This is a genomic window from Nocardioides sp. NPDC006303 (assembly GCF_040613175.1).
Classification (GTDB): domain Bacteria; phylum Actinomycetota; class Actinomycetes; order Propionibacteriales; family Nocardioidaceae; genus Nocardioides.
Genome location: NZ_JBEXRR010000041.1, coordinates 40,811 through 55,653, shown reverse-complemented (window position 1 = coordinate 55,653; position 14,843 = coordinate 40,811). Strand labels below are relative to the sequence as shown.

Sequence of the window (14,843 nt, the reverse complement as noted above, 5' to 3'; positions counted from 1 at the left end):
GCGGCTGTGCCCCCGTCGTGATGCCGGGCAGCGTCCCGCTCGCCGCCTGATCCGGATCCGACTAGATCTTCAGGCCCGACTCGATCGCGAAGACGGCGGGACTCTCCCCCGCGGGCGCGCTCCTTGTTCACCGTACGAGCCGCGATCTCCTCGGCGGTGTCCTCGTTCTCACCGCGTTCGAGCAGACCTTCCTTGACGTGCTCGTACTGTCGTTCTCTCTTCTTGCTCCAGGCACGCTGCGGCATCTCAGCTCCTCCTCCTTCTCGGCTGATCGAAGCGCTCCTCGTCATCGGCGACGCGCTTGTTCCGGCGGGCGTCGTAGAGCCAGGCGGCGATGCCGGCCAGGATGACGATCACCCCGATCACGGTGAAGATGACGGCTTGGGTAGTCATATCTTCCGGTACCCCCCAGATGCATCGATTACGCGGCGACGGCGACCCGCATTCGGCGAATGATCCGGGCAAGGGCGCGGGAGACCTGCGCCTGGGTGGCACCGATCCGCTCGCCGATCTCGGCCTGAGAAAGACCGTCGACGAAGCGCAGCCGCAGGATCATCAGGTCCGTCTCACCGAGATCGCCGATCGCCTGAGCGACCAGGACGCGCGCCTCGGCGCGGTCGAAGCCGGGGTCGGACTCCCCCATCTGCTCGAGCAGCTCATCGTCTGCACCGTGCGGACGTACGCAGCGGGCCAGGTCGCGGAAGCAGTGGCGGATCTCGCCCTTGGCCATCGGTACGGCGTAGGTGAGGAACTCACCCTCGGCGGGGTCGTAGCGGCGAGCAGCCTTCACCAGCCCCATGTGCGCGGCCTGGCGTAGGTCGTCGGCCTCGACGCCGCGGCCCGAGTAACGGGCAGCGAGTGAACGGGCCACCGGGAGGTGGCTTACGACCAGATCCTCCTGCTGGAACGGAGGCAACGGCGATGCTTCCTGTGTCCTGTCCATGGCCCGAGTCTGTCGCGCAGACGAGCCAGATCTCCACGCTCAGGGGAGGAAATGGCCCTCAGGGGTGAGCTAAACCCCCACAGCACACTCACCCCTGAGGGTTAGGACCGCGGTCCCGGGTCCGTTGCCGAGACCGCGGCACCGACAGGGAAATCGTGGTGTCCACCCCCTGCCGTGGCCGGCGGCAGTCACCCAGACTGCTCTGTCGATAAGCTATCGGTAACCATCCGGGCCCCGACGGATGCACTCGATTCCAGGGAATTCTCGTCGGGGGGCGCGAAACCGTGGGTGATCGCCCAGCTCACCGCCTGGCTGCGGGTGGTGACGTCGATCTTTCGGTAGGCCTGACGGATGTGGCTCTTGAGCGTGTTCACGCTCACCACGAGCTTCTCGGCGATCTCCTTGTTGGACAGCCCCTGGGTGATCAGGGCGAGCACCTCGACCTCACGAGTGCTGAGTCCGGCGGGCGTGCCCATCCGGTCCGCGTGCTCGCCGACCGGCTCGCCGGCGGCGGTGAGCTCGATGCTGCGTACGAGCTCACCGGCGTGCACGCTCATCGACACCCAGGCACGGGCTCCCAGCGCGTAGGCCTGGGCCCGCAAGTCGGGGCGCATGTCGCGGCTGAAGATCAGCACCTTGGCGTCGGTCTCCTGCAGCAGATGCTGCAGATCGGCGCCGTCACTCAGGTACAGACCGAAGGTGTCGTAGAGGATCACGTCGACGCCCACCGCCCGGCTACGTACGGCCGGAAGGGCGGTCACGACCAACCGGTCCGGATAGTCCGCGAGCATGCTGACGAGCCCGCGCATGACAACTTCCTGCGGGCTGATCACCGCGACCCGCAACACCCCCGCCCTCATCACACTTGAACCTTCTCAGATCGGTGGTCGGTTGGACAGGTGTATGGGCAGAACACGCCGTGGGTACCTGGGCTTTTGTCACAGAACCTGAGACAGGAGCAGCTTATGTCCCACGTGACCGAAGACCTCAAGAAGGCCTCCGAGCTACCCGAGGGCGACGTGGTCAGGATCCTGCTGCAGCAGCACGCCGGCATCCGGCAGCTCTGCGCGACGGTCGGGAACTCCGAGGGCCCGGCCAAGCGCCAGGCGTTCGACGACCTCCGAGTGCTGCTCGCGGTGCACGAGACCGCCGAGCAGATCGTCGTCCACACGGTCACCTCGACCCATGGCGGCGAGACACTCGCCAATGCGCTCAACGCCGACGAGAAGGAGGCCATCGAGATGCTGGCCCGGCTCGAGGAGGTCGGCGTCGACAGCCCCGAGTTCGACGAGACCTTCCCGCTCTTCCAGATCGCGGTCGAGCAGCATGCCGAGGAGGAGGAGCGAGTCGAGTTTCCGCTGCTTCTCACCACGATCGACGAGACGTCTCGGCACATGATGGGCAAGCGGCTGAACGCGACCGAGCTCGTCGCGCCGACCCACCCCCACCCCGGCTCCGCCGGATCGGTGCCCAAGCAGCTGGCCACCATGCCGTTCCACTCCATCGTCGACCGCGTCAAGGACGCGCTGAGCAGATCGTGACGTGGCACAGTGGATGCTGAACGGCATCGACGACAGCATCGAAGTCTTCAGATGGGAGCAGAGAACATGGTCGAGAAGGAAACTCAGGACCCCGAGACCGGCGCTGACGAGAGCACCGAGTCCCCGATCCCCTTCCCCACCCCGGAGCGGGTCGAGGAAGAAGGCGACGAGCGCGACCGCCAGGACGAGACCGAGGAAGAGACCTTCCCCGCCAGCGACCCGCAGTCCAGCTGGGCAGGACCCGCTGACCCGCGGGACCGCTGACCTCAAGCGTTCCAGGCCGAGTGGCCAGGGTCGGCCGGGCCCTCGACGCGGTATCGCAGATGCGTCACCCGGTCGCCCTGGACCACTTCGGGATCACTGAGCAGCACCGAGGATGTGTACGTCCCGAAGAACGGCTTTCCCCTGCCGATGAGCAACGGTGCGACATCCAGCTGGATCTCGTCCACCAGCCCGGCAGCGAGTGCCTGACCCGCCACCTCGCCGGCGCACAGGCCGATCGGGGTGCCGCCGGCCAGCTCCTTCGCCTTGGCGATCCCCGCCTCGACCGAGGTCTCGAAGTGGTAGCTGGCCTCGGGATGCCACCCCTCGGGCTTGGGCCGGTGGCTGACGACCACCACGTGGTCGCCGGTCGGCGGCTTGCCGTCCCAGCCGTTGGTGATGTCGAAGAGATGGCGTCCGATCACCATCGTCGTCGACGTCTCCCAGAAGTCGCGTACGTAGTCCCACGATGCCTTCGAGATGCGTCCGGCACCGCCGAGCACCTCGACGTCGCCGTTGTTGTACCAGTCGAACAGGTGCCCCGGCATGTCGTCCTTGTAGCCGATGAACCCGTCGACCGACACCACCGCCTGCATGATCACGGTCATCGTCCCCACCACTCTCCGTTAGTCAACCGATTGGTTGATTACCAGGAAAGCCCGAAGCGGCGCCGCTTGTCAACCATCTAGTTGATGAACAGCGCCGCTCGACGGTGACCCGAGCGCCTCAGGCGAGGCCGCGACGCTCCAGCAGCGGAGTGATCGGGGCCGGCCGGCCGCGCCACTCCGCATAGGACTCCAGCGGGTCCCGGGTGCCGCCGATGCCGATCACATAACGGACGTACGCCTCGCCGTTCTCCCTAGTCAGGCCGCCGTTCTCCTTGAACCACGCGACCGTGTCGGCATCGAGGACCTCGGACCAGATGTAGGAGTAGTAGGCCGAGGCGTAGCCGCCGAAGATGTGCTTGAAGTACGCCGTGTAATAGCGGGGCCGCACCGCCGGGTTGTCCAGGCCGACCACCGAGAGCGCGGCCGCCTCGAACTCCTCGACCGCCTCCGGCGAGGTCGGCACCTCGGCCGGGCCGAACTCGTGCCAGGCGAGGTCGATGAGGGCGGCAGCCAGGTATTCGGAGGTCGCGAACCCCTCGTTGAACGTGGCGGACGCTTCGAGCTTGCCGAGCACGTCGGCCGGGATCGGCTCACCGGTCTCGTGATGCACGGCGTAGTTGGCGAGCACCTCGGGCCAGAGCATCCACATCTCGTTGACCTGAGACGGGTACTCGACGAAGTCGCGGTAGACCGACGTCGCCGCGAACCGCGGGTAGGTCGCCCGCGCCAGCAGCCCGTGGAGCGCGTGCCCGAACTCGTGAAAGAGAGTGTTGACCTGGTCGAACGTGAGCAGCGTCGGCTCCCCCGGCGCCGGCTTGGGCACGTTGAGGTTGTTGGTCACGACCGCCGACGGCTCACCCAGCAGCGTGTTGGCGGTGACGTAGGAGTTCATCCATGCGCCGCCCTTCTTCGAGTCCCGGGTGTAGAGGTCGAGCAGGAAGAGCCCGATCGGCTCGCCGTCGCGGGAGACCTCGAAGACGCGTACCTCGGGGTGGTAGCCCTGCAGGTCAGGTCGCTCCTCGAAGGTCAGCCCATAGAGCCGGCCGGCGGCGAAGAAGACGCCGTCGCGCAGCACCCGGTCGGCCTCGAACCACGGCCGCAGGACGGCCAGGTCGACGTCGTACTCCGAGACCCGGACCTTCTCCGCGTAGTAGGGCCAGTCCCAGGCTTCGATCGGTCCGCCTGCCGATGCCTCGAGCGCAGACTGCTCGGCCCGGGCGTTGCGAGCCGCCGGCGCGGCCAGCCGCTCCAGCATGTCGCGGACGGCCTTCGGGGTGCCGGCGGTGTTGTCGGCGGTCACCAGACCGGCGTAGCTGTCGAAGCCGAGCAGCTGCGCCTTCTCCGCCCGCAGCCGCAGCGCGTCGAGCGCGATGCCGCGGGTGTCGTTGGCGTTGCCGCGCGAGCCGCGGGCGAGCTGCGCCTCGAACAGCCGCCGCCGAAGCTCCCGGTTCTCCAGCACCGACAGGTAGGGGTGGGCGGTGAACAGGGTCAGCGTGATCAGGAACTTGCCCGCCAGTCCCCTGCCCTCGGCGGCCGCCGCAGCCGCGGAGATCTCCCCCGGGGTCAGCCCGACGAGCTCCTCGACGGTGTCGACGACCACGGCGAGGTCGTTGGAGTCGGCCTGCGCCGCCTGCCCGAAGGCCGCCTCCAGACCGGAGATCTCCTGGTTGAGCTCCCGCAGCCGTGCCTTCTCGGCGGGCCCCAGAGCAGCACCGGCGAGCACGAAGTCGCGGTGGTAGCGCTCGACCAGATAGCGGTCCTCGCCCTCCAGCTCGGCCCGCTTCTCATAGACCGCGTTCACCCGGGCGAAGAGCGCGTCGTCGAGGAGCAGCGCATCGTGGTGGGCCGCCAGCCTCGGAGCGTACGCAGCATGGAGCTCGTCCAGATCGTCGTCGGAGTCCGCGGAGAGCAGCGAGAAGAAGACCCGCAGGACCCGGTCCAGCCGCTCACCGGACCGCTCCAGGGCGACCAGGGTGTTCTCGAACGTCGGCTCCTCGGCGGAGGACGTGATCGCGGTCAGCGCGGCCAGCTGCTCGGCCATCCCCTGCTCGATCGCCGGGCCGTAGTCCTCGATCGAGATGTCCGCGAAACGGGGCAGGCGGTGGGGCAGGTCACTGGGCTCGAGTAGGGCGTCGATCACATCTCGCACGCTATCTGAAACAGCGCGCGGACGGCCCGTGGATATCGGCTACCTTGGCGTCATGGCCGATTTCGATGACCTGCTTGCCGCGAACCAGACCTACGCCGACTCGTTCGACACCGGCGGCTTCGACGGCGTCGCCCACGCCGGAGTGGCGATCGTGACCTGCATGGACTCCCGCATCGAGCCGCTGGCCATGCTGGGACTGAGCCTCGGGGACGCCAAGATCTTCCGCAACCCCGGTGGCCGGGTGACCCCGCAGGCGATGGAGGCGCTGGTGCTCGGCGTGCACCTCCTCAACGTCAAGCGCATCCTGATCGTGCCCCACACCCGCTGTGCGGTCGCCTCCAACACCGAGGCCGAGCTGCGCGCCAAGCTCGCCGAGTCCGCCGGCCAGGACGCGTCCTGGCTCGACCTGACCGTCGTCGTCGACGACCAGGCCCGCGCGCTCGCCGAGGACGTCGCCAAGGTCCGCTCGCACCCGTTCGTCCCCGAGGACATCAAGGTCGGCGGGTTCATCTACGACGTCGACACCGGGCTGCTCAACCAAAAGATCTGAGACCGGAAAAGACATGCGCCCCAACCACCTGTAGGCAAGAGTTGAGGCGTGAGCCTCACAGACCCGGCACAGCGTGAGATCGCCGCCCAGGCGATCGACCTGCACAAGACCTACGGCAAGGGCGCCGCGGAGGTCCGCGCGCTCGACGGCGTGAGCCTGGACCTCTACGCGGGACAGTTCACTGCCATCATGGGCCCCTCGGGGTCGGGCAAGTCGACGCTGATGCACTGCCTGGCCGCGCTCGACAAGCCAACGACGGGCGAGGTGGTCGTCGGCGGTCGCAAGCTCGGCAAGATGCGCGACCGCCGCCTCACCTCGCTGCGGCGCGACAAGATCGGGTTCGTCTTCCAGGCGTTCAACCTGGTGCCGACGCTGACGGCGCAGGAGAACATCCTGCTGCCGCTCTCCCTGGCCCGGAAGAAGCCGGACCCGGGCTGGTTCGACCAGGTCATCGACACGGTCGACCTGCGGCCGCGGCTCTCTCACAAGCCGAGCGAGCTCTCCGGGGGACAGCAGCAGCGGGTCGCGTGCGCCCGGGCGCTGGTCTCCAAGCCCGACATCGTCTTCGCCGACGAGCCGACCGGCAACCTCGACTCCACCTCGGCCGCCCAGGTGCTCGACTTCCTGCGCCACAGCGTCGACGACCTGGGCCAGACCATCGTCATGGTCTCCCACGACCCGGTCGCCGCCTCCTACTGCGACCGGGTGATCTTCCTGGCCGACGGCCGCGTCGTCGACGAGCTTGCCAAGCCGAGCCGCGAGGAGATCCTGGCTCACATGGCCGACCTGCAGGCGCGGGCGATGGGCCTGGCTCCGATCGGCGAAGGCGCCTGAGGATGAACGAGCGTCAGCGAGTGAACCAGACAATCGGCACGCCGCCACGTCCGTACTCTGGCGCCTGCGCAAGGGAGGTGGCGGCGTGCTCCGGCTGACCCTGCGCAACCTCGCTGCGCACAAGGTGCGCCTGCTCATGTCGACGCTCGCGATCGTCCTGGGCGTGGCGTTCCTGGCCGGCGTACTCACCTTCTCGCACGGCCTCGACCGCACCTTCTCCGGGATCATCAACGGCTCCACGCCCGACGGCCAGGTACGCCCGACCAACAGCGCCAGCTCGGCCGAGGCCAGCCGCCCCGGCAGTGGCGGCGCGGCCACGCTGGAGCCGGCGGCCATCGAGAAGCTGCGTACGCTGCCGGAGGTCGCCCGCGCCGACGGCGTCGTCCAGGGCGCCGGCCTCTATGTGCTCGACACCGACGACAAGCTGGTCAGCAGCTCGGGTGCGCCGACGCTGGCGTTCAACCACACCGGAACCCCCAACCTGCTCGGCGAGCCGTCGCTCGAGCTCATCCGAGGGAGCTGGCCGACCGGGGACAAGGAGCTCGTCCTCGACGAGGCGACCGCGGAGAAGGCCGGCTACCAGGTGGGCGACTCCGTCACCCTGATCGCACCCCAGGGCGAGACCCGCCGCAAGGTCACCCTCACCGGCACCGCCTCCTTCAACGGCGGTGGCACCGCGGGCGCCCAGCTGCTGATCTTCAGCACCGCAGGCGCCCAGAGCCTGTTCACCGACGGTAAGGACGTCTACTCCGGGATCTCGCTGACCGCCGCCCCCGGGGTCTCCCAGAAGGAGCTCGTCGAGGCCGCGGAGAGGGTGGTCCCGAAGGGGTTCGAGGCCGTCACCGGCGACAAGATGGTCGAGGAGTCCGAGGACGCGATCGGCGAGTTCCTCGACGTGATCTCGGTCTTCCTCATCGTTTTCGCGGTGATCGCGGTCATCGTAGGCGCCTTCATCATCGTCAACACCTTCTCGATCCTGATCGCGCAGCGCTCCCGCCAGCTGGCGCTGCTGCGAGCCCTGGGGACTTCCCGCCGCCAGGTCACCACCTCAGTGCTCTTCGAGGCGCTGGTGATGTCGCTGATCGCCGCCACCATCGGCGTCCTCGCCGGCTGGGGGCTCGCCCACGGCCTGGCCGCCGCCTTCCGTCAGGCGGGGCTGGAGATCGCCTCCGACGTCCTCGTCCTCACCCCGCGCACCATCTGGATCTCCTACGCCGTGGGCGTCTGCGTCACGCTCGCCGCGGCCCTGCTCCCCTCCCGCCGGGCCGGAAAGGTCCCGCCGGTGGCGGCGATGCGCGAGGACACCCAGCCTCCGGCCAGATCCACCATCCTGCGTACGTCGGTGGGGCTCGTCCTGCTGGCCGCGGGGCTCGCGATCGCCGCGGTGCCACGGATCGGGGTCCCGGAGATCACTCTTCCCGGCGGCTTCGACGTGCCGACCAGCCCGGCGCTGTGGGTGGGAGTCGGGGCCGGGATCTCGATCCTCTCGGTCGCCTGGATCAGCGCGTTCCTGGGCCGCCCGGTGCTGGCGGCGCTGCGTACGGTCTCGGGGGCGCTCTTCGGGATGACCGGCAAGCTGGCCGGCCAGAACGCGATGCGCGACCCACGGCGCACCGGCGCCACCGCGTCGGCGCTGATGATCGGCCTGGCGCTGGTCTCCCTGATCGGCGTGCTCGCCGCCTCGATGAACGCCTCGATCTCCGACGTGGTCGAGGAGCAGTTCAAGCCCGACCTGGTCGTGCAGAGCCCGACCTTCACGCCGTTCCCGACCTCGATCGGCGACGAGATGGAGACGGTGGAGGGCGTCGCGACCGTATCCCGTTCCCAGATCGCCCAGGCCGTCGTCGGCAAGGTGGACCTGCAGAACCCGAAGAAGAACGAGGTCGCGTTCCTCTTCGGCGTCGACGAGCACCTGCCACAGGTCTATGACCTCGACGTGCTCGAGGGCAGCGAGGACGTCAAGCCCGGCCAGGTGCTGGTCACCGACGAGGCCGCGAAGGAGCACAGCTGGCAGCTCGGCGACCGCATCGACCTCACCTTCGTCAGCGGCCGCCAGCAGCGCCCGCAGATCAGCGGGATCATCGCCCAGACCCAGGTCACCGGCGACATCACGGTGCGCATCGAGGACCTCGTCGCGGCCAAGGTGCCGCGCGAGGACGCCTCGCTGAGCATCATGCTCGCCCGCGGAGCCGACCCGGCCGTCGTCCACGACCGTCTCGACAAGCTCGTCGAGGACCAGCCGGTGGTCGCGGTGCAGGACAAGGACGAGTTCGCCGAGTCGATCAAGGGGCAGGTCAACCAGCTGCTCTACATGATCTACGGCCTGCTCGCGCTGGCGATCGTGATCGCCGTGATCGGCATCGTCAACACCCTCGGCCTCAGCGTCATCGAGCGCACCCGAGAGATCGGGCTGCTGCGCGCCATCGGTCTCTCCCGAAGCCAGCTGCGCCGGATGATCACCCTGGAGTCGGTGACGATCGCGGTCCTCGGCGCGGTCCTCGGGCTCGCCCTCGGGGTGCTCTTCGGGGTGCTGCTGCGCGACGCGCTGCGCGAGGACCTCACCAGCCTGTGGGTGCCGCTCGACCAGCTGGCCGTCTTCATGGCGATCGCGGTGGTCGTCGGCGTCCTGGCCGCGCTCCTCCCGGCCATCCGCGCAGGGAGGGAAGACGTCCTCAAGGCCATCGCCTCGGAGTAGTGTGCCTCGGGTGAGCACCGAGCACTCCGTAGACCTGCCCGAACCCACCCTCCGCGTCACCGAGCCGGAGACGGCCGCGGTCGGACTTCCCGGGGTGGCCCACTCGGTGGAGTACGCGCTGCGCGAGATGGGCCCCAAGCGCAGCCTGCAGACGCTGCTCAAGGTCAACCAGGTCGGCGGCTTCGACTGTCCCTCGTGCGCCTGGCCGGACCCCGACCACCGCAAGGCTGCTGAGTTCTGCGAGAACGGCGCCAAGGCGGTGGCGTGGGAGGCGACCCGCAAGCGGGTCGACCGCGACTTCTTCGCGGCCAACTCGATCGCCTCGCTCAACGAGCGCGACGACCACTGGCTGGAGTCGCAGGGCCGGCTGACCGAGCCCATGTACGTCGCCCCCGGCGAGACCCACTACTCCCCCATCACCTGGTCCGACGCGATCTCGCTGATCGCCAACCGCATGCGGGCGACCGGCCCCGACCGTTCGGTCTTCTACACCTCCGGCCGGGCGTCCAACGAGGCCGCGTTCGTCTACCAGCTGCTCGCCCGCCAGCTCGGCACCAACAACCTGCCCGACTGCTCCAACATGTGCCACGAGTCCAGCGGCACCGCGCTCGGCGAGGTCATCGGCATCGGCAAGGGCACGGTCACCTACGACGACCTCGCCGAACACTCCGACCTGATCTTCGTGGTCGGCCAGAACCCCGGCACCAACCACCCCCGGATGCTGACCGCGCTCGAGTCCGCCAAGGAGAACGGCGCCAAGGTCGTCTCGATCAACCCGCTGCGCGAGGCCGGGCTGGGGCGGTTCCGCAACCCCCAGACCGTACGCGGCGTCACCGGCGTCGGCACCCAGCTCGCCGACGTCCACGTACCCGTGCAGGTCAACGGCGACCTGGCGCTGTTCGCCGGGATCAACAAGCTGCTCGTCGAGCGCGACGCCATCGCGCACCCCTTCATCGAGGAGCACACCGACGGCTTCGAGGTCGCAGCACAGGCGTGGGCGGCGATGGAGTGGGACGAGATCACCCGGCTCAGCGGCATCTCCCGCGAGGAGATCGAGTCCCTGACCGACCTGGTCGAGTCCCGCGAGCGCGTCATCGTGTGCTGGGCGATGGGACTGACCCAGCACAAGAACTCGGTCGCCACGATCCGCGAGATCGCCTCGTTCCTGCTGCTGCGCGGCAACATCGGCAAGCCCGGCGCGGGCGCCTGCCCGGTCCGCGGCCACTCCAACGTGCAGGGCGACCGCACGATGGGCATCTGGGAGAAGCCGCCGGCGTGGTTCCTCGACGCGGTCGGTGCCGAGTTCGGCATCACGCCGCCGCGTGAGGACGGTTTCGACGTGGTCGCCGCGATCGAGTCGATGCGCGACGGCGACGTCGACGTCTTCCTCGCCCTGGGCGGCAACTTCGCCGCCGCGACCCCCGACACCGCCGTCACCACGGCCGCGCTGGCCAACGTCGGCCTCACCGTCCAGATCTCGACCAAGCTCAACCGCAGCCACCTCCACCACGGCCGCGAGGGCCTGATCCTCCCCTGCCTGGGCCGCACCGAGCGCGACGAGACCGGCGGCCGCGAGCAGTACGTCACCGTCGAGGACTCGATGGGCATGGTCCACGCCTCCTACGGCCGGCTGCTCCCGGGCTCGAAGGAGCTGCGCAGCGAGGTCGGCATCGTCTGCGCCATCGGCGAGGCGCTGTTCGGCTCGGACAAGGGCGTCGACTGGGCCACGATGGGCACGGACTACTCCCGGATCCGCTGGCACATCTCCGCGGTGATCCCCGGGTTCGAGGACTTCGAGACCCGGCTGAAGACGCCCGGTGGCTTCGCCCTGCCCAACGGCCCGCGCGACTCGCGCACCTTCAACACCGCGACCGGCCGGGCCCGGGTCACCGCCAACCCGCTCACCGCGGTCTCGGCTCCCCCGGGACACCTGCTGCTGCAGACGCTGCGCTCCCACGACCAGTTCAACACCACCGTCTACGGCTACAACGACCGCTACCGCGGCATCAAGGGCGGTCGCCACGTCGTCTTCGTCAACCCCGAGGACCTCCTCGAGCTCGGCATCACCGACGGCGACACCGTCGACATCGTCTCGGTCTGGACCGACGGCGAGCGCCGCGCCGAGAGCTTCCGCGTGGTCGCGTACGCCACCCCGCGCGGCTCCGCCGCGGCGTACTTCCCGGAGACGAACGTCCTCATCCCGCTCGACTCCTACGCCGACGGCAGCCGCACCCCGACCTCGAAGTCGGTCGTCGTTCGCCTAGAGACGCGCTAGCCGGGAATTACATTGCTGGTGTCCGCGTTGGCACCTAACGTGATCAACATGTTCCGCGTGGTTTCCGAGCACCACCTGTCAGGCAAGAGCCTGACGGGCGCTCCCACGTGGGCACCGTCAGTCGATTGCACCGGCGCGCGAAGCTGACCCTCCTCCTGCTCTGCAGGACCCGCGGAGGAGGGTGGCCCGCACCGGCCCCCTCATCGCGGTGACAGCGCTGTGAGGGCTTGCCGGAGGGTCCTGGCTCACCCCGAAATCTTCTGACACACAAAGGAACTCTCATGGCCAAGGGCCAGTTCGTGCGGACCAAGCCGCACCTCAACATCGGGACGATGGGTCACGTCGACCACGGCAAGACCACCCTGACCGCCGCGATCACCAAGGTGCTCGCGGAGCGCGACCCGAGCGTGAACCGCTTCATCGCCTTCGACGGCATCGACCGTGCCCCGGAGGAGCTGCAGCGCGGGATCACGATCAACATCTCGCACGTCGAGTACGAGACCGCGACCCGGCACTACGCGCACGTCGACATGCCCGGGCACGCCGACTACGTGAAGAACATGATCACCGGCGCCGCCCAGGTGGACGCCGCGATCCTGGTCGTCTCCGCGCAGGACGGCGCCATGCCGCAGACGCGTGAGCACGTGCTGCTCGCGCGCCGGGTGGGCGTGCCGTACCTGGTGGTGGCACTCAACAAGGCCGACACCGTCGACGACCCCGAGCTGCTCGACCTGGTCGAGCTGGAGGTCCGTGACCTCCTCTCGGAGTACGGGTTCCCCGGCGACGACGTACCTGTCGTCCGGGTCTCCGGACTGAAGGCACTGGAGGGCGACCCGGAGTGGACCGCCGCGATCGGTGACCTGCTGGACGCGATCGACGGCTACGTGCCGGTGCCCGAGCGCGAGCTCGGCGAGCCGTTCCTGATGCCGATCGAGAACGTCGTCACCATCACCGGCCGCGGCACGGTGGTCACCGGTGCCGTCGAGCGCGGGACGCTGAAGGTCGGCGACGCGGTCGAGGTCGTGGGCCTCGGCGCGACGATCACCAGCACGGCGATCGGCCTCGAGACGTTCGGCAAGTCGCTGGAGTCCGCGGACGCGGGCGACAACGCGGCGGTGCTGCTGCGTGGCATCAAGCGCGACGAGGTCCGTCGCGGCCAGGTGGTGGCGCTGCCGGGCAGCGTACGGCCGCACCGGAAGTTCCGGGCGAACCTGCACGCGCTGTCCACTGCCGAGGGTGGGCGGCACACCCCGTTCGCCGCGGACTACCGGCCGCAGTTCTACTTCCGGACCACGGACGTGCCCGGCGGGATCGACCTGGGTGAGATCGCCCTGGTCATGCCCGGCGACACGATCGAGCTCGGAGTGGAGCTGGAGAAGCCGATCGCGATGAACGTCGGACTCGGCTTCGCGGTCCGCGAAGGCGGTCACACCGTCGCCGCCGGCACGGTGACCGAGCTGCTCGACTAGCTCGACCGAGATACGGAACGGCCCTCACCTGGTGGGGGCCGTTCCCTCATTTCTCGATCACGGGTCTCAGTCGCGGGGGCGCCAGCGCTTCCACAGCGCCTCGCCCTCGGCGCGGACCTTCCCGTCCCACTCCAGCCGCACCACCGAGGTGATCTGGTCCTCGCTGGCGTCCTTGGTGGCGGCGACGAGCGTGACCGGCTCCCTGAGCGGAGCCGGCCGCCGGTAGCGTACGTCGATCCCGGCCGTGACGTAGGCCAACGACTCCCCCTCGGCAGGCATCCAGCCGTTGAGGAAGGCCTCCTGGTGCACCGCGGCGGCGCTGTGGCAGTCGAGCACCGTCGCGATGATCCCGCCGTTGAGGAACCCGCCGCCGTTGTCGTGCTGCGGCCACGGCTGGAAGGTCGCGGTGACGCTCCCGTCCAGCTGCGGATAGCTCTTCAGCTGGAGCCCCTGGGCGTTGGCAGGCCCGCACCCGAAGCAGGTCATCGTCGGCCACCACTCGTCCTGCAACGCGATCATCTTCACCGCGCCACCATAACCACGATCAGCCGATCCCGGTCCGGAAGCCCTCGCGCCAGGTGGCGTACAACGGCGTCCAGCCGAGCTCCCGCTTCGCCTTGGCGTTCGAGGAGCCGCGCACAGAGGTCATCAGCGCGACCCCGAACTCGCCGATCAGCGGCCGGGCGAGCCAGGCCGGAAGTCGCATCGGGTTCCTGCCGCCGACCTCCTCGGCGAGGAGCGGGATCCACTGGTTCACCGGAGCCGGCTCGTCGTCGACGATGTTGTAGATGCCCGGCGCACCCCGGTCGAGGGCCGCGACGGTCGCGGAGGCGACGTCGTCGATGTGGACGAACGACCACACCCCCGTGCCACCGCCGACCACCGGCATCTTGCCCTTGCGCAGCATCTCGCCGAGAGCGCCCTCACGGGAGGCGGCGTTGCCGGGGCCGTAGAAGTTGCCGTAGCGGAGCACGACGCCTTCGAGGTCGGTCGCCGCTGTGACTGCGGACTCCAGGTGCCGGATCGCCGCCAGGCTTCCTCGCGCCTCCTTGCCGGGGTCGTCGATGAGCGGGGCGGTCTCGTCCTTGACCCAGCCGCCGGTGCGCTCGAGGGTCCAGCCGCCGCCGAAGCTCTGCGCGATGAACCGCCGCACCCCGGCCGCCCGGGCCGCCGCCAGCAGGTGGTCGGTGCCCTCGGTGCGCAACCGGTTGGTCATCGCGAAGTCCTGGTCCCACTTCTTCAGGTTGCCGCTGAGGCTGCCCAGCGCGGTGAGCTGGTGCACGACGACCTCGGGCTCGGCCTTGGCGACGGCGTCGTGGACGCTCTGCGCGTCCAGCGGGTCCATCACGATCCCGGTCGCGCCCATGGTGGCCAGGGCCTCGCAGCCCGCCTCGTGCCGGGTCGAGCCGAAGACCTCGTGTCCGGCGGCCACCAGGAGCGGCACCATCCGGACTCCGACCGCACCGGTTCCGCCTGCGATGAAGATACGCATCGTTCTGTTCCTTTCGTCGTTGTTGA

15 protein-coding genes are annotated in these 14,843 nt (G+C 69.1%); 7 read left to right on the top strand and 8 right to left on the bottom strand.

The genetic code is table 11. The features are described from left to right. From ABZY89_RS24060 to ABZY89_RS24045, 4 genes are all read right to left on the bottom strand, one after another. The coding region (locus ABZY89_RS24060) for a plasmid stabilization protein (protein WP_355231270.1) at positions 1–245 on the bottom strand (245 nt) is incomplete at its 3' end. 1 nt (position 246) lies between these two features. Then, the gene (locus ABZY89_RS24055; protein WP_355231268.1) at positions 247–393 is read right to left on the bottom strand and encodes a hypothetical protein; all 147 of its coding nucleotides are present in this window, start codon (positions 391–393) and stop codon (positions 247–249) included. A gap of 28 nt (positions 394–421) precedes the next feature. Next, positions 422–943, bottom strand: a complete 522-nt coding sequence (locus ABZY89_RS24050) for a sigma-70 family RNA polymerase sigma factor (RefSeq protein ID WP_355231266.1) — start codon at positions 941–943, stop codon at positions 422–424. A gap of 188 nt (positions 944–1,131) precedes the next feature. After that, a complete protein-coding gene (locus ABZY89_RS24045) occupies positions 1,132–1,752 on the bottom strand; it encodes a response regulator transcription factor (RefSeq protein WP_355231265.1) in 621 nt (206 codons plus the stop codon). A gap of 156 nt (positions 1,753–1,908) precedes the next feature. On the opposite strand from ABZY89_RS24045, the gene ABZY89_RS24040 reads away from it, so the two are divergent. Both ABZY89_RS24040 and ABZY89_RS24035 read left to right on the top strand, forming a co-directional pair. Next, positions 1,909–2,484 carry a hemerythrin domain-containing protein gene (locus ABZY89_RS24040; RefSeq protein WP_355231263.1) on the top strand — a complete coding sequence of 192 codons (576 nt, stop codon included), beginning with the start codon at positions 1,909–1,911 and terminating at the stop codon, positions 2,482–2,484. Positions 2,485–2,550: 66 nt separating this feature from the next. Further along, complete coding sequence (locus ABZY89_RS24035) at positions 2,551–2,748, top strand: hypothetical protein (protein WP_355231261.1); 198 nt, start codon at positions 2,551–2,553, stop codon at positions 2,746–2,748. Between the two features lie 2 nt (positions 2,749–2,750). On the opposite strand, the gene ABZY89_RS24030 is transcribed toward ABZY89_RS24035, so the two are convergent. Together ABZY89_RS24030 and ABZY89_RS24025 are read right to left on the bottom strand one after the other, a co-directional pair. After that, positions 2,751–3,353 carry a dihydrofolate reductase family protein gene (locus ABZY89_RS24030; RefSeq protein ID WP_355231259.1) on the bottom strand — a complete coding sequence of 201 codons (603 nt, stop codon included), beginning with the start codon at positions 3,351–3,353 and terminating at the stop codon, positions 2,751–2,753. Positions 3,354–3,471: 118 nt separating this feature from the next. After that, on the bottom strand, positions 3,472–5,493 hold the full coding sequence (locus ABZY89_RS24025; protein ID WP_355231257.1) for a M3 family metallopeptidase: 2,022 nt from the start codon (positions 5,491–5,493) through the stop codon (positions 3,472–3,474). A 61-nt stretch (positions 5,494–5,554) separates the two neighbouring features. Here ABZY89_RS24025 and ABZY89_RS24020 point away from each other — a divergent pair, with 61 nt between their 5' ends. The 5 genes from ABZY89_RS24020 (at position 5,555) to tuf (ending at position 13,325) form a co-directional block, all read left to right on the top strand. Beyond that, on the top strand, positions 5,555–6,052 hold the full coding sequence (locus ABZY89_RS24020) for a carbonic anhydrase (RefSeq protein WP_355231255.1): 498 nt from the start codon (positions 5,555–5,557) through the stop codon (positions 6,050–6,052). Between the two features lie 48 nt (positions 6,053–6,100). Further along, a complete protein-coding gene (locus ABZY89_RS24015; protein ID WP_355231253.1) occupies positions 6,101–6,886 on the top strand; it encodes an ABC transporter ATP-binding protein in 786 nt (261 codons plus the stop codon). 85 nt (positions 6,887–6,971) lie between these two features. Continuing rightward, a complete protein-coding gene (locus ABZY89_RS24010) occupies positions 6,972–9,581 on the top strand; it encodes an FtsX-like permease family protein (protein ID WP_355231251.1) in 2,610 nt (869 codons plus the stop codon). 10 nt (positions 9,582–9,591) lie between these two features. Then, on the top strand, positions 9,592–11,856 hold the full coding sequence (locus ABZY89_RS24005; RefSeq protein WP_355231249.1) for an FdhF/YdeP family oxidoreductase: 2,265 nt from the start codon (positions 9,592–9,594) through the stop codon (positions 11,854–11,856). Positions 11,857–12,137: 281 nt separating this feature from the next. Further along, positions 12,138–13,325, top strand: a complete 1,188-nt coding sequence (gene tuf, locus ABZY89_RS24000) for an elongation factor Tu (protein WP_355231247.1) — start codon at positions 12,138–12,140, stop codon at positions 13,323–13,325. Between the two features lie 66 nt (positions 13,326–13,391). Here the strand turns inward: tuf and ABZY89_RS23995 are convergent, their stop codons facing one another. Next, positions 13,392–13,844: a PaaI family thioesterase gene (locus ABZY89_RS23995; protein ID WP_355231275.1), complete on the bottom strand. Its 453-nt coding sequence runs from the start codon at positions 13,842–13,844 to the stop codon at positions 13,392–13,394. Positions 13,845–13,869: 25 nt separating this feature from the next. Next, a complete protein-coding gene (locus ABZY89_RS23990) occupies positions 13,870–14,817 on the bottom strand; it encodes an NAD(P)-dependent oxidoreductase (protein ID WP_355231245.1) in 948 nt (315 codons plus the stop codon). Between the last annotated feature and the right edge of the window lie 26 nt (positions 14,818–14,843).